Raw genomic sequence first — 20124 nt, 5'->3', positions numbered from 1 at the left:
GAATGCGGTGTTGTCCGTATGCTGCCGGTACCCGCCGCGGGGGAGGGAGCACGGTGAGCACAGACGCGGACGCACAGCCCGGACAGGACTCGGGGGTCGCGAACGTCCTCGCCGTCCTGCGGGCGCACCGCCTCGACTGCCGTTACGACGAGGCCGACACCCTCATTGATGCCGAACTCGCCCGCTCAGCCGGTGATCCGGCGCGGATGGCCCGACTGCATGTCGCACGCGGGCGACTGCGGCTGCAGCAGTACGCACACGGTTCCGCGCTGGAGGAGTTCGCCGCCGCCCTGCGCCATGAACCGGAATACGGCCCAGCGGCGGGATGGCGTGTCGCCACCCTCGACCGCATGGGCCGCCTCGACGAGGCGATGGTGGAGGGGACCGCGGCCCTCGCACTCCTGCCCGAGTCGGCAGATTTGCTGGTCTCGCTCGGCCGGCTTCATCGCGGCTGCGCCCTGTGGGAGCAGGCATGTGACGTCTTGCGTTCCGCTACCCGGGCCGACTCGCGATGGGATGTTGCTTGGACCGAACTGGGCTGGGCGCTCTGGGACAACGGTGAGCGACAGGAAGCGATCCGCTGCCTCGCCGACGCCGCGAACCGCCTCCCCGATTCCGTCAGGATCAGCTGCGCGGCGGCCAAAATGCATTGCCTCGCTGGTGAGAAGGACGAGGCCCGCCGCCATCTGAGCGTCGCGCGCGCACTTGACTCCGGCTCCGGACGCCTGCTCAGGGCGGAGATCCGCTTCGAGCGCCACTTCGGCACTGTCGAAAGCGCTTTGCGGGCGGGCGGTCGTGCCTCGGAACGTCAACCGCGACGGCCCGACTTGCACGCGCAGCGCGCCGTGGACCTCCTGGATGCCTCGGACTGGGACGAGGCAATATCCGCGTGCGACGAAGCCCTTCGCTACGAACCCCGCTGGGCCGATGCGCTTCGACTGAAGGTGAGGGCGCTTCGTTCGCGGGGAGACCTCCACACGGCGACCGCGACCGGGCGAGAGGCCATGGAGCTGTGTCCCTACTCGTCGAGGATCCGAGTCGAGACTGCGTGGGCAGAGTTGACGCAATCCCGGGAGGAGCAGGCTCTTGCCTTGGTGGACGAGGCGCTGCGTATTCGCCCCTTCTCGGCCCGGTCAAGAGAGGCCAGGCTATCGCTGTTGTTGCGACGGAGCCGATATGACCAGGCACTGGTGGAATCGGAGAACGCTGTAGGCGTCTTTCCCGCCAACGCGGACATCTTGGCGATGCGGGCAGCGGTTTTCGCCTGTTTCGCGCGCAACGAGGAGGCTTTGGAGCAGCTGCACAGGGCTCGTGCGCTAGCACCCATGGACAAGGAGATTTTCGGGCAGCTCCTGGACGTGCTTGAGTCCATGCAATGCTGGAACACCGCCATGACCACCATCGCGGAGGCCCGCACCACGGACCGCTGTGGCTCCTGGGAGGGATTCCTGTGGGAACGGCAGGCCGAACTTCTCAATGGCCGGGAGTTCGACCGCGAGGCACTCGTAGCCGCGGAGAACGCATTGCACGCGGAGCCCCGCCGGGAGCGGGCGCGTATTCTCCGTCTCCTCTCACTGGAGAACCTCGGACGCCTGCACGAGGCGGAGTCGGCCGCGCGTAGCTGGATAGCCGACATGCCGTCGAACCCCGAACCGCATGTGGCACTCGCCCGGGTGCTGAATGCTGCGCACCGTACTCAGGAAGCCCTTGATGCGGCGGAGCAGGCGCTGGCGGTGCACTCCTGGTGGAGCGCGGCTTACGCGGTTCGCGCGCAGATCCTGCGGGATGCCCGGCGTTGGGACGAGGCGGAGGATGCTCTCCAGGCTGGGGGTCGGCATGGCGGGGATCCGGTGTGGCTGATGCGGGAACGCGTGCAACTGCTGCTCTCCCGAGAGGACTACCCAGCAGCACTGGATGCCGTTGAGGATCTTCTGCGACTCGAACCAGACGGCAAATGGGCCCTGAGCGTCCTCTGTGATGTCCACGAGGAGCGTGAGGACTGGGAGGCCGCTAAAAGCGCGGCGGCGCGTCTCATCGAGGTCTGGCCGCACTCGGCCTTCGGTGACAACCGGATCGGATCGGCACTGGAGCGGCAGGGCCGTCTGACGGAAGCGATGGAGGCCTTCCAAAGGGGCCTGGAGCGCGATCCCGCCTCTCGGGGGTCCTTGTGCAGTGGAATTTCCATTCTGGGTAGGCTGGGCCGCTATGACGAGGCGGAGCGGTGGGCGCAGCGGGCGCTTGATATCCGCCCGGACGACCCGACTGTGCTGGTATGGGCAGCTTGGCTTTACTGGACCATGGAGCGCCCCGACAGGGGCCGACCGTACGCGTTGCGAGCGGCGGAGTTGACGGACGACGCGTGGAGCGGCGTCGAATGGCTCGTGGCACTGCTGAGGAGGTCCTGCGAGTGGGACGAGGCTGAACAGGTGCTTCGTAAGTACCTCGAGGCACATCCTGAGGAGGCCGAGGCGCACATGGCAATGGCCTACCTACAGGCGGATCAGGACCGCTTCGATGATGCCCTGCTCAGTGTTGAGCAGGCGCTGGCCTGCGACCCGGATCGCCTGCGCGTCTTGACCTACCATGTCGAAATCCTCTGCACGCTGCATCGCTGGCCCGAGGCAGAGGCGGCGGCCCTCAAGGCCCGCCGTCAGCACCCCGGGAAACCGCCTGCACACGTGGCTACCGCCTACGTGCTGGCCGAACGCCACCGACACGAGGACGCCCTGCCGCACCTGAGGCGGGCTCTGCAATTGGACCCAGAACATGAGTGGGCCTGTCGACTGCTGATCGACACCCTTGTTGAGCTCGGCAGGTTCGAGGAGGCTGAGCGCGCCGCCGAGGCGCTGCTCGGACGGGCGCCGCGTGCAGTCTCGGTGAGATGCCGGCTCGCGTACGCTCTGCGCGAGCAGCGTCGGCTCGCCGAGTCACTGACGCAGTGCGAGCGGGCCGTGGCGGACGACCCGTGCAGCGCCGCCGCGCACACGCAGTGGGCCACCACCCTGCGGGCATCGGGCAGCCTGGACGAGGCAGAAGGCATCCTTGAGGAATTCCTCGGCAATCGTCCTCATCTATCCTACGCCCGTGTGGCACTGGCCTATGTGCACGCCGAACGCCGTGACTACGGCACGGCTCTGGCGCTCCTTGACGAGCAGCGGCGCTCCGCACCAGGCCCTCACAAGCGGGCCGATGTTCTTGTTGCGACCGGCTGGGTGGCTCTGCTGGACCGGCGCCCGCTCGACGCCGCAGATTCGTTCGATGAGGCGATGAGGCTCAGGCCGACTGACCACGAGGCGCGGCTGGGCCAAGCATGGGCACTGATTCGCCGAGCCGAGCTCGGGGATGCCGCTCGAGAAATCGACAGCCGTCTCACCGAGGCCGCCGCCCACTGCCGCGCCGTCAGCCGCGAGGACCCCCGCAACGCCGCCGCCCACACCTGCCTCGGGCTGATCGCCCACCGGCGCGGCGAGACGGCCGCCGCCGAGCGGCACTTCGCCCGGGCGGTGGAACTGGACCCGTACGGCCGCTGCCACACCGACCTGGGCTCCCTCTATGTGCAGCTCGGACGGTACGAGGAGGCCGAGGCCGTGCTGCGCCGGGCCGTCGAGCTGGACTGGTACGACGCACAGGCCCACGTGGAGCTGGGCAGCCTCGCCCTGCACCGGGCCCGTGAGGGCGCGGGCGACGGGACGACGGCGCAGGCGGCGGGCGAGTTCCGCCGGGCCGTCGCGGTCGACCCCGACAGCGGCAGTGCGGCCCTCGGGCTCGCCGTGGCGCTGGCGGAGGGCGCGGGGGACCTGGGCGGCGCCGAGGAGGAACTGCGGCGCGTGCTGGGCCGGCCCGGGGTGCGGGACCAGCCGCAGTGGCAGCTGCGGCTCGCGCTCGCACGGCTGCTGGTGCAGGCCGGCGACGCCGAGCAGAGCGCGGACCGCTACCGGGACGCCGGCCAGGAGGCCCGCGCCGCGATCCGGCTCGCCGAGCGGGAGGCCGAACCGCACTTCGTGGCGGGCGTCGTGGAGCAGCGCCTCGGCACGCAGACCGTCGACGTCCGGCTGAAACTGCTCCACCGGCGCCGGGCCCAGCACTTCCTGAAGCGCTGCCGCCGTCTGGACCCCGCGCACCAGGACGCGGAGCGGGCGCTGCGGCTGCTGGAGGAGGACGCCCGGGCCGCGCGGGGGAGCCGGCTGAGCAGCGCCGTGCTGGTGCTGGTGGCGACCGCCGTCCTCGCCGCGGCATGGGTGGACTTCCTGTGGAAGCACCACGTCACCGCCGTCATGCTGACGACCCTGACCCCGGTGCTGGCCGGGCTCATCGCGGTCGGCTTCCTGCTGCCGGTGCTCATCCGGCTGAAGCTGCCCGGTGGCATGGAGGCGGATCTGTCCGCGAGCATCGGCCAGATCTCGCGGGGCCCGCGCGGCGAGGTCGTCCTCACCCCGGCCCGGATGCCGACCGGCAACGGCCCGGTCGGGCGGATGCCGCGGCTGTGAGCGGGCCCGGCGCTACGCGGCCTTCGCGTGGTCAGTGGCCTTGGCCGCCTTCGCCTTCGTGGCGTAGATGTCCACGTACTCCTGGCCGGACAGCCGCATCACGTGGCTCATCACCTCGTCGGTGACGGCGCGCAGCACGTAGCGGTCGCGGTCCATGCCCTCGTAGCGGGAGAACTCCAGGGCCTCGCCGAAGCGGACGGTGAAGCGGTGCAGCCGCGGGACGCCCGCGCCGCCCGGCTGGATGCGGTCGGTGCCGACCATCGCGAACGGCACGACCGGCGCCCCGGTCATCAGCGCGAGCCGCGACACGCCCGTGCGGCCCCGGTACAGCCGGCCGTCGGGGGAGCGGGTGCCCTCGGGGTAGATGCCGAAGACCCTGCCCTCGTCCAGGATGCGACGGCCGGTCATGAGCGCGGCGACGCCGCCGTGACCGCCGTCGCGGTCCACGGGGATCATGCCGACGGAGGTGAAGAAGGCCGCCATCAGCCGGCCCTTGATCCCGGGGGTGGTGACGTACTCGTCCTTGCCGATGAAGAACACCTGGCGCTTCACGACCAGCGACAGGAACATCGAGTCGATGAACGTGACGTGATTGCCGGCGAGGATCACCGGGCCGCTGCCCGGAATGTGCTCCGCTCCCTCGACCCTGGGGCGGAACAGAACGCGCATCAGTACTCCGAGCAGTGCCTTGAGGATGATGCGGAACAACGGGTCCTCCGGTCGTGGTCGGCGGGAGTCCGGCCGGGACTTCCGCGGGGTTCGCTCACCAGTGTGCGCCTCCCCCGGTGAGGACGATACTTCCGCCGCGTCGCGACACGCACACCGGGTTCACACGACCGGTACGCATTGTTGATCTGCGTTTCCGCCACGTTCCGTTCCATGCCTCTCGAAGGCAACACCCACCCGCCTACGATGCCCGCGTCGCTTGGCAGGGACCGGACACGTGTTCGGCCGCCTAACAACTTACGGAGCGGACATGACGCACGAGCAGCAGGGCGGCCGGGAGCAGGGCAGGGGACCCGGACGCCGGGCACTGATCGGAGCCGCGGCGCTCGGCGCCGGCGTGACCGTGTTCGGCGGCGCGGGCACCGCCGTGGCCGGGGAGCGGACCTCCTCGCACGGCTACGTCCCGGTCCGCCCGCTCCCCGTTCCGACCGTCGTCGGCCACCGCGGCGCGAGCGGCTACCGCCCCGAGCACACCCTGGGCTCGTACCAGCTCGCCCTGGACCTCGGCGCCGATGTCATCGAGCAGGACGTCGTCCCCACCAAGGACGGCCACCTCGTCTGCCGCCACGAGCCCGAGATCGGCGGCACCACGGACGTCGCCGACCACCCCGAGTTCGCCTCCCGCAGGACGACCAAGACCATCGACGGGATCGCCACCACCGGCTGGTTCACCGAGGACTTCACCCTCGCCGAGCTCAAGACGCTGCGCGCGGTCGAGCGGCTGCCCGCACAGCGGCAGCGCAACACCCTCTACAACGGCCACTGGGAGGTGCCCACCTTCGAGGAGGTGCTGCGCTGGGCCGACGAGCAGGGCCGCGAGCGCGGCCAGGCGGTGTGGCTGCACGTCGAGACCAAGCACCCCACCTACTTCCGCGGCATCGGCCTCGGCCTGGAGGAGCGGCTGGCCGAGCTGCTGCGCCGCTACGGCCGGGACAAGCGGAACTCCCCGCTGTTCCTGCAGTCGTTCGAGCCCGGCAGCCTCCAGCGGCTCGGCGCCCTCGGCCTGCGCAACCCCAAGGTCTTCCTGATGGACGCGGCGACCACCCGCCCCTACGACTTCGTGGTCGCCGGCGACCCGCGCACCGTCGCCGACCTGGTCACCCCGGCCGGCCTGAAGTGGATCGCCGCCTTCGCGCAGGGCATCGGCCCCACCCTCAACCTGATCATCCCGCGCGACGCGGCCGGCAAGCTCGGCACGCCCACCACGCTGGTGCGCGACGCCCACAAGGCCGGGCTGATCCTGCACCCCTACACGATGCGCAACGAGAACAGCTTCCTGCCCGCCGACTTCCGCGTCGGCACGGACCCCAACGCCTACGGCGACGCCTTCGGCGCCTTCAAGGTCTACTTCGAGCAGGGCATCGACGGCATCTTCTCGGACAACTGCGACACCGCGCTCCTGGCCCGCGCGGACTTCGTCAACAAGAAGTGATCCCCCTCCCGCGCACGGGTGGTTCCCCCGCCTCGGGGCAACCACCCGGCGCGGCGCGGGTGTCCCGGCGGGCATGACCCCGCGCGTACGGCACGAAGAACTGACCGCCATCCGCCCGCTGCTCGCCGCCGAGGCCGCGGCCGAGTCCGTCCCCGCCGGCGTCGAGGCGGCCGACCTCGAACAGTCCGTGTGGCTGCGGCTGCTGGAACTCCCCGAGCCGCCCGCCGACCCCGCCCGCTGGCTGCGCCGCGCGGTGCGGGCCGAGGCGCGCCTAGCCGTCCGGCAAGCCCGCCGCGAGACGCCGTACGACCCGGGCGGGCACCCGGTCGCCGCGGCCCTCCCCAGCGCCGAACAGCAGGTGCTCGCCGCCGAGCAGCGCCGCGCGCTGCTGGCCGCCGCGCACCGTCTGCCCGGGCGCTGCCCCGAGCTGGTATCCGCCCTGATCTCCCGGTCCGACCCCACTTACCGGGAAATCTCCCGGGAGTTGGGTATCTCACAGGGCAGCCTTGGACCTTTGCGTTCCCGCTGCCTGAGTTGCCTGCGTACGATCCTCGGAACCGGGGTTGCATCACCCGTACGACGGGGTAATGCACCGTAAACAGTCGGCGTATGGACGCTTGTGCACGGCCGCGCCGCCTTCCGGAAACGATTCAGGGCAACGTCCCGCGCCGCACCCTCACCCCCCGCGGCCCGGGCGGACTCGAAGGAGAGGCCAGCGCACATGGGCATGAGCGTGACCATCTCTGAGGCGACCGGCGACGACGCCGAGAAGATCCTCAAACTGCAGTACCTCTGCTACCAGAGCGAAGCCGCGTTGTACGGGGACTACGGCATAGAACCCCTCACCCAGACCCTCGACGCACTGCGGGCGGAACTCGGGGCGGGGATCGTGCTGGTGGCCCGGCTCGGCGAGGAGGTGGTCGGCTCGGTGCGCGGATCCGTGGACGAGGACGGCACCGCGCGGATCGCCAAGCTGATCGTCCACCCCCGGATGCAGCGGCACGGACTCGGCGGCCGCCTGCTGCGGGCGATCGAGGAGCGCCTGGCGGCGGAGAGCGAGGCCAAGCGCTACCGGCTCTTCACGGGCCACCGCAGCGAGGTCAACCTGCGGCTCTACCGCAAGCTGGGCTATGCGCAGGTGGGCAACGTCGAGCCGGTCACCCGCCGGCTGAGCCTGGTGCACATGGAGAAGCCCGCCGCCCGGCCCGAGACGTACGCCGCCAGCGCCTGAGCGCGCGTCAGGGTCAGGAGTCCTGCTGTGGCCGCGCCTGCCGGCGCAGCCACAGCAGGCCGGTCACCGGCACGACGACGGGCAGGAACAGATAGCCCATGCCGTAGTCGGACCACACCGTCTGGTCGGGGAAGGCCCCGGCGTCCACCAGCGTCAGCGTGCCCACCGTCAGCACGCCGACCAGTTCCAGGGTGCAGCTGACCAGCGCCACCTTCCGCGCGCCCTCGCCACCCCGCCACAGCGCCACCGTGATCACCGCGTAGACGATGCCCGCCAGCAGGGAGAGCAGATAGGCCAGCGGCGCCTCGTCGAACTGCATGCCGATCTGGACGATCGCGCGGGAGAGCGCGGCGACGGTGAACACCCCGTACAGGGAGAGCAGCAGCCGGCCCGGTCCGCGGCCGATCCCGCGCTCCGGCGCGGCCGCCGGGGTGGTGCCCTTCGCGGTCTCAGGCACTGATGCCTCCCCAGATGTCGTAGAGCCGCACCTCGAGCACGGCCAGGATCACCCCGCCCGCGGCCACGATCGCCGAGCCCCAGCGGGTGCGCTCGGTCAGCGACATGAAGCCCGCCGCCGGGACGGTGCAGGCCGCGCCGATCAGATACGCGACGAAGATCGTCGTGCCGTCCACCGGCTTCTCACCGCCGGCGAGCTTGATTACGGCTATGGCCAGCTGGACGAGCGCCAGCACCGCCACCGCGGCCATGCCGATGAAGTGCCAGTCCTTGGTCGGCTGGTCCCGGAAGGCCGCGAAACCGCACCAGGCGGCGAGAAGCAGCGCCGCGGCCGAGACCACGATCGTGAGCGCGTCGAGCATGGCGCGACTCTATTACGGGCGGGAACCACCGGATCCCGGCCCCCTCGCTGTCCACATTCCGGACTGGGGGACCGGATATTGGTACGCCGCACGGGTGTCTGCTTTACTGGTGCGCATGACCACGACGAACCGCCGCTGCCGCGCGACCGAGGCGATGACGCCCGGTGTTCGTCGTATGTGTCGAATGTGTGCACGCTGAGGGTCCACGCCATCCGCGTCTCGCGCCCCGAAGCGAGACCCGCCCCTCCTGCCACGAACCGCACCCCCGCATGAAAACGGAATCGCTGCAGCAGGCCATTCGCCGCTGCCGGCCGGCGCGCGACCCCCAGCCGCCCGGCATCCGCTGCTGACTTCCGTCCGCGCCCTCTCCGGGGCGGAGCCATGCCATGACCGCGGTACATACGCCCCCGTGTGCGGCTTTCGTCCGCCGCGCACTCGACAGTGACGGATTTCCCAGTGATCACCACAACGGGCCTGACCAAGGTCTACCGTTCCCGCGACCGGGAGACGGTGGCCCTCGACGGCGTCGATCTGCACGTCCGCGAGGGTGAGGTGTACGGCGTCGTCGGACGCAGCGGTGCCGGCAAGAGCACGCTCATCCGCTGCGTCAACCTGCTGGAGCGACCCACGTCGGGCACCGTCGAGGTCGCCGGCCGGGACCTGACCGCGCTGGCCGGCCGGTCCGACCGCGCGGGCGCCGCCCTCCGGGCCGCCCGCACCGGCATCGGCATGGTCTTCCAGCACTTCAACCTGCTGTCCTCGCGCACCGTCCGGGAGAACGTCGAGCTGCCGCTGGAGATCCTCGGCGTCCCGGGACGCGAGCGCGGCCGCAAGGCCCTCGAACTGCTCGATGTGGTCGGCCTCGCCGACAAGGCCCGCGCCTACCCCGCGCAGCTGTCCGGCGGCCAGAAGCAGCGCGTCGGCATCGCCCGCGCCCTGGCCGGCGACCCCAAGGTGCTGCTCTCCGACGAGGCCACCTCGGCCCTCGACCCGGAGACCACCCGCTCGATCCTGCGCCTGCTGCGCGACCTCAACCAGCAGCTCGGCCTGACCATCCTGCTCATCACCCACGAGATGGACGTGGTCAAGGCCATCTGCGACTCCGCCGCGCTGATGAAGGGAGGCCGCATCGTGGAATCCGGCAAGGTCACCGACCTGCTCGCCACGCCCGGCTCCGAACTCGCCCACGAACTGTTCCCGGTCGGCGGCGAGCCGTCCGGTCAGGGCCGCACCGTCGTCGACCTCACCTTCCACGGCGAGGCCGCCACCGAGCCCGTCATCTCCCAGATCTCGCGCACGTACAACATCGACATCTCGGTGCTCGGCGCCGCGCTGGAGACCATCGGCGGCCGCCAGGTCGGCCGGATGCGGATCGAACTCCCCGGCGCCTTCGAGGACAACGTCGTGCCGATCGGCTTTCTCCGCGAGAAGGGCCTGCAGGTCGACGTCGCGCCGGTCGCCGACGACGAGCCGGTCAAGGAGGGCGTGAAGTGACCTGGTCCGAGATGCAGCCCCTGCTGTCGCAGGCCTGTTGGGAAACCCTGGTCATGGTCGGCTGGTCCACCCTCATCGCGGTGGCCGGCGGTCTGCCGCTGGGCGTCCTGCTGGTGCTGACCGACTGCGGCGGCCTGCTGCGCAACGCCACGGTCAACAAGGCAGTCGGCGTGATCGTGAACCTGGGACGCTCGCTGCCCTTCCTCATCCTGATGATCGCCGTGCTGCCGTTCACCCGCTGGGTGGTCGGTACGACCATCGGCGCCGAGGCCATGGTCGTCCCGCTGTCCATCGGCGCCATCCCGTTCTTCGCGCGGCTGGTGGAGACCTCGGTGCGCGAGGTCGACGGCGGACTCGTCGAGGCCGTGCAGGCCATGGGCGGCAGCACCTGGACCGTCGTCCGCAAAGCCCTGCTGCCCGAATCGCTGCCCTCCCTGATCGCGGGGCTCACCACCACCGTGATCGCGCTCATCGGCTACTCGGCGATGGCCGGCACCATCGCCGGCGGCGGCCTGGGCGACCTCGCCATCCGCTACGGCTACCAGCGCTTCGAGACCGTCCTGATGCTCGTCACCATCGGCGTGCTGATCGTCATCGTGACCGTCGTCCAGCTCGCCGGAGACCTCGCCGCCCGCGGTGTATCGCACCGCGGCCGCGCCTCGGCCGCCCCGCGGCTGCGCCTGCTGCGCCCGGCCGCCACCCCTGAAGCCTCCTGACACCGCAAGGCAACACCGTTCCAGAAAGGCACTTTTCGTGCGTACCACCGTCAAGATCACGACTGCCGTCCTCGCCGCCTCGGGCCTCACCCTCGGCCTGACCGCCTGCGGCGCGGACTCCGGCTCCACGAAGGACAGCGCGAGCGACCCGCTCGTCGTCGCCGCGAGCCCCGTCCCGCACGCCGAGATCCTCGACTTCGTCAAGGACAAGCTGGCGGCCAAGGCCGGGCTCAAGCTCGAGGTCAAGGAGTTCAGCGACTACGTGACGCCGAACACCGCCACCGAGGACGGCTCCGTCGACGCGAACTACTTCCAGAACCAGCCCTACCTGGACGACTTCAACAAGAAGAAGGGCACCCACATCGTGCCCGTCGTCACGGTCCACCTGGAGCCGCTCGGCCTGTACTCCGACAAGCTGAAGTCCGCCGACGCGATCAAGAACGGTGCCACGATAGCCCTGGCCAACGACGCGGTGAACGAGGCCCGCGGCCTCGAACTGCTCGCCGCCAACGGCCTGATCAGCCTCAAGGAGGGCGTCGGCAACGAGGCCACCCCGGCCGACATCACCGACAACCCCAAGGACCTGAAGTTCAAGGAGCTCGAGGCCGCCCAGCTGCCGCGCTCCCTGCAGGACGTCGACGCCGCCGTCATCAACGGCAACTACGCCATCTCCGCCGGTCTCAAGCCCGCCGACGACGCCCTGGTGCTGGAGTCCGCCGAGAACAACCCCTACGGCAACTTCCTCGCCGTCAAGGAGGGCAACGAGAAGGACCCGCGCGTGCTGAAGCTCAAGAAGCTGCTCACCTCGCCCGAGGTGAAGAAGTTCATCGAGGACAAGTACGCCGGATCCGTCATCCCGACCTTCTGACCCACCGGGCCCCCGGCGAGGGCGGGCGTGCGTTCACCGCGCCCCGCCCCGCCGGGGCCGTGGTCACCGCTCCCCGCCCGCCAGGCGCCGCAGCTCCCAGGGATCGTGCGCCGAGAAGATCTCGACCTCGCCCCGGTGGGACGCCGCCAGTTCCCGCAGCCGCTCGCGGTTGCGGACCCGCAACGCGTGGTCCACCTCCGAGTCGAGCTGCACGAAGTCCAGCAGGGGATGGGGCTGCGGCTCCGCGGCCTCCAGTTCCCGGTGGTGGAAGTAGCCGTCGCCGGCGTGCAGCAGCCAGCGACCGCCGTCGCGGACGGCCACCGCGGCGTGTCCCGCGGTGTGCCCGCCCAGCGGCACCAGCAGTACCTCGGCGGTGATCCCGGTCAGTCGCCGCACTCCCTCGAAGCCGAGCCAGGAGTCGCCGCCGCTCGGCGCGTACGTCTCCCAGCGGGGCCCGTGCGCCCAGTGCGCGGGCCGGTAGCGACGGCTCGGCGCCTCGGCGAGCGCGGCGCGCAGCTCCTCCTCCACCACATGGACCGTCGCGCCCGGGAAGTCCGGCAGGCCGCCGCTGTGGTCGACGTCGAGGTGCGTGAGCACGACGGCGCGGATGTCGGCGGGGGAGTGCGCCAGCCGCTCGACCTGGCGGATCGGCGTCTCGGCGGGGTCCAGCACGGGCCCCACCAGCTCCACCCAGTCGGCGGCCAGACAACCGCCCGGGTCCCGTACGTCGGCCAGGCCGAGCCCGGTCTCGACCAGCAGCAGGCCGTCCCGGTCGGTCTCCACCAGCAGGCAGTGGCAGACGGCGTTCAGCGGCGGCGGCCCGTCGTACGTCGCGTCGAGCTCGCGCATGGAGCCGCAGTTGAGGTGATGGACCTTCACGCCCGCCCCCTCGCCGCCGGGGCGACGACGCCCGCCATGCGGGCGCCGACCTCGCGGACCACGCCCGCGTCGCGCCGGACCCGGGCCAGCAGCAGCCCGCCCTGCAGCGCGGAGAGCACGAGCCCGGCAAGGCCCTCCGCCTCACGTCCATCGACCCCGTGCCCGGTCAGGAAGGCCGCGAGGCCGGACTGCCAGGCGTCGTACGTGCCTGCGCAGGCGCCGCGGATGGGTTCGCTGTCGCTGGCCGCGTCCAGCGCCACGGTGGCCACCGGGCAGCCGTCGCGGTAGCCGGAGTCCTCCAGGTCCCGGGCGAGGAGCCCGGCCAGTGCCAAGACGCCTTCGCCCGCACCGGGTGCGGCGGCCAGGGCCTCGGCCATGCGGGTGCCGAGCTCCGCGCCGGCCAGCGCCACCGCTTCGGCGGCCAGTTGTTCCTTGCCCTCGGGGAAGTGGAAGTACAGGGAGCCCTTCGGGGCCCCGCTCTCGTCCAGCAGCTGCTTCAGGCCCGTGCCGGCGTAGCCCTGCCGCTGGAAGAGGCCCGCAGCGGTGTGCAGCATGCGTAAGCGCGTCTCGTTCAGGGGGCGCGTCATGACGGTGACGCTAGACCGACCGGTCTACATAGGCAAGGCCCCCGGCCAGTCCAGCCTCAGCCGCTCGGCGCGCGGCAGCCGGGCCACGATCAGGTCGTAGGAGTCCTCGATCATCTCGCGCACCATCGCCTCGGGCAGCGAACCGTCCAGCGTGACGGTGTTCCAGTGCCGCTTGTTCAGATGCCGGCCGGGCACGATCGCCGCGTGTTCCGCCCGCAGCCGCACCGCCAGGTCGGGGTCGCACTTCAGGCTCACCTTCAGCGGCTCGCCCCCCAGCGCGCTGATGGCGAAGATCTTCCCGCCGACCTTGAAGACGGTCACCTCGGTGTCGCGCGGGAAGGGGTTCTCCTCCGTCGCGCCGTTGAAACCGAGGCAGAAGCCCTTGAGCCGGTCCGCGTCCATCCGCCCATTCAACAGGGCCCCGCCGACAGACCGCGCCGTCTCAGCGCCGCCGCACCCAGTACACGTCCGTCGTGTACGGCATCTCGATGGCACCCCTGCCCCGCGTCGCGTCGTGCCCGGCGAGCACCGCCTCCACCTCGGCCCGCACCCGCTCCTGCTCGGTGGGGTCCATCACCGCGATGTGGCTCGAGGACGTCATCCGCTCCACCACGTCCGAGACCGTCGTCGAATGCGGATTCGGCCAGTGCCGCTCGTGCACCCGCGACCAGCCCTCGCGGTCGGTGAACGCCTTGCGCCAGCCGTCGTCCAGCGGACTCGGCAGATCGCGCGGCGCCAGCCGGAAGACGATGTCCTGGTAGTCCCGCACCCAGGGGACCGAGGTGTCGTACGTGTTCCACACCAGTGCCAGCGAACCGCCCGGCCGCAGCAGCCGCTCCACCTCGGCCAGCGCGTCCTCCTCCTGGAACCAGTGCCAGGACTGCGCGGCCACGACCGCGTCCGCGCACCCGTCCGGCAGGCCCGTCGCCTCCGCCGTTCCCGCGGAGACCCGCACTCCCGGCAGCAGCTCCGCGAGCCGCTCCCGCATCTCCGTCACCGGCTCGACCGCGATCACCTCCGCGCCCGTCAGCGCCAGCAGACGGGTGAACTTGCCGGTGCCGGCCCCCAGGTCGACCACCGTGCGGCCCGCCTCGAGGGGCAGCGCGTCCGCCAACTCGGCCAGGGCCGCCATGGGGTACGAGGGCCGCGACCGCTCGTACACACCCGCGGCCCGCTGATATCCGACTCCTGCTGCGTGGTGCACCGTCACGCGGGCAGACGGTAGCAGGACCCTATGGCCACAGGGGGAGCGGACCTGCGGAAAAGCCGGGGAACAGCACACCAACTGCTCCCGTCGTGCGGATGGTTGGACGTACCCTGGGGCGACGGCCGCGCAGGCCCCCGCGGCGACCCGGTCCTGCGGTGACCCGGTGGATGCTGCATGCTGTGCACTTCACACATGCCCTGGCTACGGAGCGTCGAATGACCAGCTTCCCGGAGATCTCCATCAGTACGGAGCGGCTGGTGCTGCGCACGTACGAGGAGTCCGACATCCCCGCCCTGGCGGAGATGATGAACGACGAGTCCGTGATCGCCTGGACCTCCGTGCCGCATCCGTACACCGAGGCGGACGCCCGCGCCTTCATCGCCGAGTTCGCCCCCGCCGAGCGGGCGGAGGGGCGCGGCATCGTGCTCGCCGTCACCGAGTTCCTCACCCAGCGGCTGGTCGGCATCGTCCACCTGCAGCGCACCGACTGGCGCATCCGCAGCAGCGAGGCCGGCTACGTGATCGCCCCCTGGGCGCGCGGCGAGGGCTACGCGGCGGAGGCCGTCCAGGCCACCGCCCAGTGGCTCTTCGACGACCAGAAGTTCGAGCGCCTGGAGCTGCGGACCGCCGCCGACAACGCCGCCTCGCAGCAGGTCGCGCAGAAGATCGGCTGCATCAGCGAGGGCGTGCTCCGCAACGCAGGCCTGGTCCGCACGCAGACGGAGGGCGGCCGCTGGGAGGAGATCCGCACCGACCTGATCGTCTGGAGCCTGCTCCCGGAGGACCTCGACGGCCTCGCGGAGGAGTCCGCCGACGGATCGGACTACGCCGCCTACGCCGACTGGCAGTGAGCACCCGCTGGCGCAAGATCCCGGCCGGGGTACTGTGCACACCCGGGGATCACCTGACCCCGGGCCCCACAGCGCGACGTGCCCAGGAGGCAGGACGACGATGGCCGACCGTGTCACGGTGATCGGGTGGGACGGCTCACCACCGGGCGAGGCAGCGCGCTCCGCGCTGTCGGCCGCCACCCTGGTGGCCGGAACCCGGCACCACCTGGCACTGCCCTTCGTGCCGGAGGATGCCGAGCGGATCGTGCTGGGCAGCATCGACCTCGCGGCGCGCCGCATCGCGCGGCACCGCGGCACCGCGGTCGTGCTCGCCGACGGCGATCCGGGCTTCTTCGGCGTCGTCCGGGCGCTGCGGGCCCCCGAGTACGGGCTGGAGGTCGAGGTCGTCCCCGGCGTCTCCTCGGTCGCCCAGGCCTTCGCGCGGGCCGGGATGCCCTGGGACGACGCCCGGGTGGTCGTCGCGCACACCCGCACCCTGCGGCGCGCCGTGAACGTCTGCCGGGCCCATCCCAAGGTCGCGGTGCTGACCGCGCCCGGCGCGGGGCCGGCCGAACTCGCCCTGCTGCTCGGCGACGAGCACCGCACCTTCGTGATCTGCGAGGCCCTCGGCACCGAGCACGAGCAGGTCACCGTCCTCACCTCCGACAAGGTCGCCGACCACACCTGGCGGGACCCCAATGTCGTCCTCGTCGTCGGCGCCGCCCCGGCCGTCGCCCCCGCCGCCGTGGCCGTGCCGGCCGCCGCCGCGCAGGCGGGCTGGCTGGCGGGCGGCGACCCGGCCGCCGCAGACCGCGTGCGGGGCTGGGCGCTGCCGGCCGAGCGGTACCTGCCCGGGGACGGTTCGGCGCAGCTGCGCGCCCTCCAGCTGGCCCGTCTCGGACCGCGGGCCGGCGACCTGCTCTGGGACATCGGCGCGGGCGGCGGCGCCGTCGCCGTGGAGGCGGCGCGCTTCGGCGCGGCCGTCATCGCGGTGGAGGCGGAAGCGGACGCGTGCGCCCGGATCGAGGACACCGCACGGGACTTCGGGGTGCAGGTGCGCGTCGTCCACGGGGAGGCCCCGCACGTCCTGGAGGACCTTCCGGAACCGGACATCGTGCGCATCGGCGGCGGGGGGCCGGAGGTCGTCGCCGCCTGCGCCGCGCGGCGGCCGGAGCGAATCGCCGCGAGCGCGGCGAACCGGGACGAGGCCGAAGCCGTCAGCCGTGCCCTCGACGAGGGCGGATACGCCGTCGAACGCGCGTTGTTGCAGGTAGTCGAGCTGGACGAGGAGTGGTCCGAGCGGGAGCGCGCGGTGGTCTTCGCGCTCCTCGGACACCGCAGGTGAGCCAGTAGGTTGCGCCCGTATTGCGACCGGTTTGCGGTGAACCCCCCCGAGCGCGCGCGGGCACACGCACGGTAGGCTGACGGACCGCTGTGCCGTCGTCGCACATTGACGTCGAGTGAGGGCTGATCAGCAATGGTCAGTACCGGTCAATCGGTGTCGTCGTGCCGGTTGCCGCCCACGCTCGTTCTCTCAGTGGGCAGTGTGCTCGGCGCAGCGATGGAAGGAGCGAAACCGATGGGCGAGGGGCACGCATGACTGACACCGGCCAGGTCCCGGGTGAGGGACTGCCGGAGAACGCAGGCGAAGAAGCGGTTCTGCAGCCGCACGCCGACCTTCCCGGCAGTGGCGCGCAGCAGCAGGCCGTCCCCTCGTGGGACGTCGATCCGCTCACCGCGCCGGTTCCTCCCGAGTACCACTACCTCGACCAGCCGTCAGGCCCCGTGGTGGCCGACGAGGACGAGGAGATGCTGCTGATGCCCGGTCTGCAGGGGTCCTGGGCGGACCCGCAGCCCGTGCCGCCGCAGCCCACCCCGGTCGCCACCCCGATCCCGGCGCCCGTACCCGCGCCGGCGCCCGCGCCGGTTCCGGCGCAGGCCGCCCTGGCGACCCCGGCCCCCGCGCCGGCGCCGGTCGGCGAGCACATCCCGGCGGCGGTCCCCGGGGCACACGAAGTCGCCGAGCACGGCGCCCACGAGAGCGGCGGCCGCGACTCCGTGTCCCTCGACTACTCCGCGGTCCGCGCGGACCTGCCGATCGCGGTCCCGGTGCCGGAGCCGGTGCTGGCCGAGCAGCCCGCGCCGTTCGCACCGGAGCACGTCGTGCCGGAGCAGGCCGTGCCCGTGCCGGTGGAGCCGGTCGCGCAGCCCGCGCCCGCCGAGGACGCCGCCATGACCACGGAGGCCCAGGTCCCGGCCGCGGAGCCGGCTCCGCAGCCCCATGTGCCCGCGCAGCAGCAGGCGCAGGAGCCGGTCCAGGTCGCTCCCGTACCGCCGCGGCGCCCGCTGCACATGGGCCCGCCGATCCCGGACCCGTCCAACGGCGGCGGCATCGTGCGGTCCCTGGCCGACCGCGGCCCCGCCACCCCGCCCCCGGTCCCCATGCCGATGCGTCACTCCGGGCCGCCCACCACCGGACCGGAGTACCTGGACATCCCCCGCGACGAGACCCCGGCCCCGGTGGCCGACTCCGGCGCCGGCTGGGCCGTCCCGGCGGAAGTGCCCGTGCACGAGGCCGTGGTGCCCGCGCCTGCGCCCGAACCCGAGCCGGTCGCCGAGGTCGTGACCCCGCTGGAAACCCACGACGAGCCCCTGCCGTTCGGCATGGAGCCCGCCGCGGAGGCGCCGGTGGCGTCCGAGCCCGTCGTGGTGCCGGTCGCGCCGGAGGCCCCGGAGCCCGTCGTGGTGCCGGTGGTTCCGGAGACGCCGGAGCCCGTCGTCGTGCCGGTGGCCGTGGAGGCCCCGCAGCCCGTCGTGCCCGAGCCCGCCCCTGAGCCGGTCGTCGAGGCTGTGGCGGAGCCCCAGCCCGAGCCGCCCGTCGCCGAGCCCGGGCCCGAGGCACCGGTCGTGACGGAGGAGCCCGCCCCCGCGCCGGCCGCTGCTGCCGCGCCCGTTGCCGCCGAGCCGGAGACGGAGCCGGAGGCCGAGGTGCCGGTCGTGCCCGAAGCCGAGGCGCCGGCCGCCGAGGAGGACGTCCCGGAGCTGCGGATCCCCGCCGCCGAGGGCTACGACCCGTCCGTACGGGACGCCGTCCACCGCGTCATCCGCGAGCGCCGCGACATCCGCAACGGCTTCCGCAAGGACCCGATCCCGCACGAGGTGCTGATCCGCGTCCTGGAAGCGGCGCACACCGCGCCCAGCGTCGGCCACTCCCAGCCGTGGGACTTCGTCGTCATCCGCTCCGCCAAGACCCGGCAGCGCATGCACGAACTCGCCATGCAGCAGCGCGAGGCGTACGCCAAGTCCCTTCCCAAGGGCCGCGCCAAGCAGTTCCGCGAGCTGAAGATCGAGGCGATCCTCGACACCCCGGTCAACATCGTCGTGACCGCCGACCCGACCCGCGGCGGCCGCCACACCCTCGGCCGCTACACGCAGCCGCAGATGGCGCCGTACTCGTCGGCGCTCGCCGTGGAGAACCTCTGGCTCGCCGCCCGCGCCGAAGGCCTCGGCGTCGGCTGGGTCAGCTTCTTCGACGAGCGCGAGATGGTCCGCGAACTCGGCCTGCCCGAGCACCTCGAGGTCGTCGCGTACCTTTGCGTCGGCTACGTCGACGAGTTCCCCGAGGACCCCGAACTCGTGCAGTCCGGCTGGTCCAAGCGGCGCCCGCTGGCCTGGGTCGTCCACGAGGAGGAGTACGGCAACCGGGCCCTGCCCGGCGAGGAGCCGCACAACCTCCTCGAGGAGACCCTCCGCGGCATCCGCCCGCTCGACGCCAAGGCGCTCGGCGAGGCCTGGGAGCGGCAGAAGCGGATGACCAAGCCGGCCGGCGCGCTCGGCATGCTGGAGATCATCTCCGCGCAGCTCAGCGGCCTGTCCCGGCAGTGCCCGCCGCCGATCCCCGAGCCCGCGGCCGTCGCCATCTTCGCCGGGGACCACGGGGTGCACGCCCAGGGCGTCACCGCCTGGCCCCAGGAGGTCACCGGCCAGATGGTCGCCAACTTCCTGGGCGGCGGGGCCGTTTGCAACGCCTTCGCCAACCAGGTCGGCGCCGAGGTGTGCGTGGTCGACGTCGGCGTCGCCGTCGACCTGCCCAGCACGCCCGGTCTGCTGCCGCGCAAGGTCCGCCCCGGCACGGCCGACTTCACCGCAGGGCCCGCCATGTCGCGCGAGGAGGCACTGCGCGCGATCGAGGTCGGCATCGAGACCGCCCGCGACCTCGTCGCCGCGGGCAACAAGGCGCTGCTGACCGGTGAGATGGGCGTCGCCAACACGACCGTCTCCGCGGCCCTGATCTCCGTCTACACCGGGGTCGACCCGGCGGAGGTCACCGGGCGCGGCACCGGTATCAACGACGAGATGCACGCCCGCAAGATCGACGTCGTACGCCGGGCCCTCGAACTCCACCGGCCGGACCCGTCCGACCCGATCGAGGTCCTCGCGGCGATCGGCGGCCTCGAGCACGCGGCCATGGTCGGCCTGTTGCTCGGCGCCGCGTCCCTGCGGACCCCGGTCATCCTCGACGGCGTCAGCGCCGGCGCGGCGGCCCTCGTCGCCCGCGCCATCGCACCGGAGGTGCTCGCGGCCTGCATCGCCGGCCACCGCAGCGCGGAACCGGGCCACCGCGCGGCCCTGACGAAGCTGGGGCTGCGCCCGCTGGTCGACCTCGACCTGCGGCTCGGCGAGGGCACGGGCGCGCTGTTGGCGCTGCCGCTGGTGCAGAGTGCTGCGCGGGCGATGCACGAGGTGGCGACGTTCGACTCCGCCGGGGTGACCGAGAAGTCCTGACGCGGGCGGTCGTGGCGAGGGGGCGGTTTCCCCGCCCTCCCGCCCTCCCCCAGCCGAAGGCTGG

17 protein-coding genes are annotated in these 20124 nt (G+C 72.1%); 10 read left to right on the top strand and 7 right to left on the bottom strand.

The features are described 5' to 3' along the window. The first annotated feature begins 53 nt into the window (after positions 1 to 53). On the top strand, positions 54 to 4487 hold the full coding sequence (locus ACWDAS_RS00780; RefSeq protein ID WP_450386111.1) for a tetratricopeptide repeat protein: 4434 nt from the start codon (positions 54 to 56) through the stop codon (positions 4485 to 4487). Positions 4488 to 4499: 12 nt separating this feature from the next. Here ACWDAS_RS00780 and ACWDAS_RS00775 read toward each other — a convergent pair whose 3' ends face one another. Beyond that, on the bottom strand, positions 4500 to 5156 hold the full coding sequence (locus tag ACWDAS_RS00775; RefSeq protein WP_450386590.1) for a lysophospholipid acyltransferase family protein: 657 nt from the start codon (positions 5154 to 5156) through the stop codon (positions 4500 to 4502). 307 nt (positions 5157 to 5463) lie between these two features. Here ACWDAS_RS00775 and ACWDAS_RS00770 point away from each other — a divergent pair, with 307 nt between their 5' ends. From ACWDAS_RS00770 to ACWDAS_RS00760, 3 genes are all read left to right on the top strand, one after another. Beyond that, the gene (locus ACWDAS_RS00770) at positions 5464 to 6645 is read left to right on the top strand and encodes a glycerophosphodiester phosphodiesterase (protein ID WP_450386109.1); all 1182 of its coding nucleotides are present in this window, start codon (positions 5464 to 5466) and stop codon (positions 6643 to 6645) included. Between the two features lie 73 nt (positions 6646 to 6718). After that, positions 6719 to 7243, top strand: coding sequence for a sigma-70 family RNA polymerase sigma factor (locus tag ACWDAS_RS00765; protein WP_450386108.1), 525 nt, complete (start codon positions 6719 to 6721; stop codon positions 7241 to 7243). A gap of 123 nt (positions 7244 to 7366) precedes the next feature. After that, positions 7367 to 7876, top strand: a complete 510-nt coding sequence (locus ACWDAS_RS00760; protein ID WP_450386106.1) for a GNAT family N-acetyltransferase — start codon at positions 7367 to 7369, stop codon at positions 7874 to 7876. 13 nt (positions 7877 to 7889) lie between these two features. Here the strand turns inward: ACWDAS_RS00760 and ACWDAS_RS00755 are convergent, their stop codons facing one another. Both ACWDAS_RS00755 and ACWDAS_RS00750 read right to left on the bottom strand, forming a co-directional pair. Continuing rightward, the gene (locus ACWDAS_RS00755) at positions 7890 to 8333 is read right to left on the bottom strand and encodes a hypothetical protein (protein WP_450386104.1); all 444 of its coding nucleotides are present in this window, start codon (positions 8331 to 8333) and stop codon (positions 7890 to 7892) included. Next, positions 8326 to 8694 (bottom strand): hypothetical protein, encoded by a 369-nt coding sequence (locus ACWDAS_RS00750; protein ID WP_450386102.1) that lies wholly within the window; start codon positions 8692 to 8694, stop codon positions 8326 to 8328. Before ACWDAS_RS00750 ends, ACWDAS_RS00755 begins: the two co-directional genes overlap by 8 nt. Positions 8695 to 9150: 456 nt before the next feature. On the opposite strand from ACWDAS_RS00750, the gene ACWDAS_RS00745 reads away from it, so the two are divergent. From ACWDAS_RS00745 to ACWDAS_RS00735, 3 genes are read left to right on the top strand one after another with little or no spacing between them, the layout of a single operon-like run. Continuing rightward, complete coding sequence (locus ACWDAS_RS00745) at positions 9151 to 10188, top strand: methionine ABC transporter ATP-binding protein (protein WP_450386100.1); 1038 nt, start codon at positions 9151 to 9153, stop codon at positions 10186 to 10188. Continuing rightward, positions 10185 to 10904 carry a methionine ABC transporter permease gene (locus ACWDAS_RS00740; RefSeq protein WP_450386098.1) on the top strand — a complete coding sequence of 240 codons (720 nt, stop codon included), beginning with the start codon at positions 10185 to 10187 and terminating at the stop codon, positions 10902 to 10904. Before ACWDAS_RS00745 ends, ACWDAS_RS00740 begins: the two co-directional genes overlap by 4 nt. 37 nt (positions 10905 to 10941) lie before the next feature. Further along, the gene (locus ACWDAS_RS00735) at positions 10942 to 11772 is read left to right on the top strand and encodes a MetQ/NlpA family ABC transporter substrate-binding protein (protein ID WP_450386096.1); all 831 of its coding nucleotides are present in this window, start codon (positions 10942 to 10944) and stop codon (positions 11770 to 11772) included. 63 nt (positions 11773 to 11835) lie between these two features. Here the strand turns inward: ACWDAS_RS00735 and ACWDAS_RS00730 are convergent, their stop codons facing one another. From ACWDAS_RS00730 to ACWDAS_RS00715, 4 genes are read right to left on the bottom strand one after another with little or no spacing between them, the layout of a single operon-like run. Next, on the bottom strand, positions 11836 to 12651 hold the full coding sequence (locus ACWDAS_RS00730) for an MBL fold metallo-hydrolase (RefSeq protein ID WP_450386094.1): 816 nt from the start codon (positions 12649 to 12651) through the stop codon (positions 11836 to 11838). Further along, positions 12648 to 13238: an LmrA/YxaF family transcription factor gene (locus ACWDAS_RS00725; RefSeq protein WP_450386092.1), complete on the bottom strand. Its 591-nt coding sequence runs from the start codon at positions 13236 to 13238 to the stop codon at positions 12648 to 12650. Before ACWDAS_RS00725 ends, ACWDAS_RS00730 begins: the two co-directional genes overlap by 4 nt. A gap of 24 nt (positions 13239 to 13262) precedes the next feature. Next, the gene (locus tag ACWDAS_RS00720) at positions 13263 to 13640 is read right to left on the bottom strand and encodes an MmcQ/YjbR family DNA-binding protein (RefSeq protein WP_450386090.1); all 378 of its coding nucleotides are present in this window, start codon (positions 13638 to 13640) and stop codon (positions 13263 to 13265) included. A gap of 40 nt (positions 13641 to 13680) precedes the next feature. Continuing rightward, positions 13681 to 14448 (bottom strand): class I SAM-dependent methyltransferase, encoded by a 768-nt coding sequence (locus ACWDAS_RS00715; protein ID WP_450386088.1) that lies wholly within the window; start codon positions 14446 to 14448, stop codon positions 13681 to 13683. A 212-nt stretch (positions 14449 to 14660) separates the two neighbouring features. Between ACWDAS_RS00715 and ACWDAS_RS00710 the strand changes: the two genes are divergently transcribed. From ACWDAS_RS00710 to cobT, 3 genes are all read left to right on the top strand, one after another. Continuing rightward, a complete protein-coding gene (locus ACWDAS_RS00710) occupies positions 14661 to 15296 on the top strand; it encodes a GNAT family N-acetyltransferase (RefSeq protein ID WP_450386086.1) in 636 nt (211 codons plus the stop codon). 100 nt (positions 15297 to 15396) lie between these two features. Next, positions 15397 to 16620, top strand: a complete 1224-nt coding sequence (cbiE, locus tag ACWDAS_RS00705; RefSeq protein ID WP_450386085.1) for a precorrin-6y C5,15-methyltransferase (decarboxylating) subunit CbiE — start codon at positions 15397 to 15399, stop codon at positions 16618 to 16620. Positions 16621 to 16871: 251 nt separating this feature from the next. Continuing rightward, positions 16872 to 20060, top strand: coding sequence for a nicotinate-nucleotide--dimethylbenzimidazole phosphoribosyltransferase (gene cobT / locus ACWDAS_RS00700; protein ID WP_450386083.1), 3189 nt, complete (start codon positions 16872 to 16874; stop codon positions 20058 to 20060). Positions 20061 to 20124: the final 64 nt, after the last annotated feature.

This window comes from Streptomyces sp. NPDC001070 (assembly GCF_053598835.1).
Note: the sequence above shows the minus strand (reverse complement) of the source record. Positions and strands in the feature narration are given on the sequence as shown.

Excerpts from the sequence above, each read along its gene's own strand:
- ACWDAS_RS00775 (WP_450386590.1), bottom strand. The coding sequence starts at position 5,156 with ATGCGCGTTCTGTTCCGCCCCAGGGTCGAGGGAGCGGAGCACATTCCG.
- ACWDAS_RS00770 (WP_450386109.1), top strand. The coding sequence starts at position 5,464 with ATGACGCACGAGCAGCAGGGCGGCCGGGAGCAGGGCAGGGGACCCGGA.
- ACWDAS_RS00765 (WP_450386108.1), top strand. The coding sequence starts at position 6,719 with ATGACCCCGCGCGTACGGCACGAAGAACTGACCGCCATCCGCCCGCTG.
- ACWDAS_RS00760 (WP_450386106.1), top strand. The coding sequence starts at position 7,367 with ATGGGCATGAGCGTGACCATCTCTGAGGCGACCGGCGACGACGCCGAG.
- ACWDAS_RS00750 (WP_450386102.1), bottom strand. The coding sequence starts at position 8,694 with ATGCTCGACGCGCTCACGATCGTGGTCTCGGCCGCGGCGCTGCTTCTC.
- ACWDAS_RS00725 (WP_450386092.1), bottom strand. The coding sequence starts at position 13,238 with ATGACGCGCCCCCTGAACGAGACGCGCTTACGCATGCTGCACACCGCT.
- ACWDAS_RS00720 (WP_450386090.1), bottom strand. The coding sequence starts at position 13,640 with ATGGACGCGGACCGGCTCAAGGGCTTCTGCCTCGGTTTCAACGGCGCG.
- ACWDAS_RS00710 (WP_450386086.1), top strand. The coding sequence starts at position 14,661 with ATGACCAGCTTCCCGGAGATCTCCATCAGTACGGAGCGGCTGGTGCTG.
- cbiE (WP_450386085.1), top strand. The coding sequence starts at position 15,397 with ATGGCCGACCGTGTCACGGTGATCGGGTGGGACGGCTCACCACCGGGC.
- cobT (WP_450386083.1), top strand. The coding sequence starts at position 16,872 with ATGACTGACACCGGCCAGGTCCCGGGTGAGGGACTGCCGGAGAACGCA.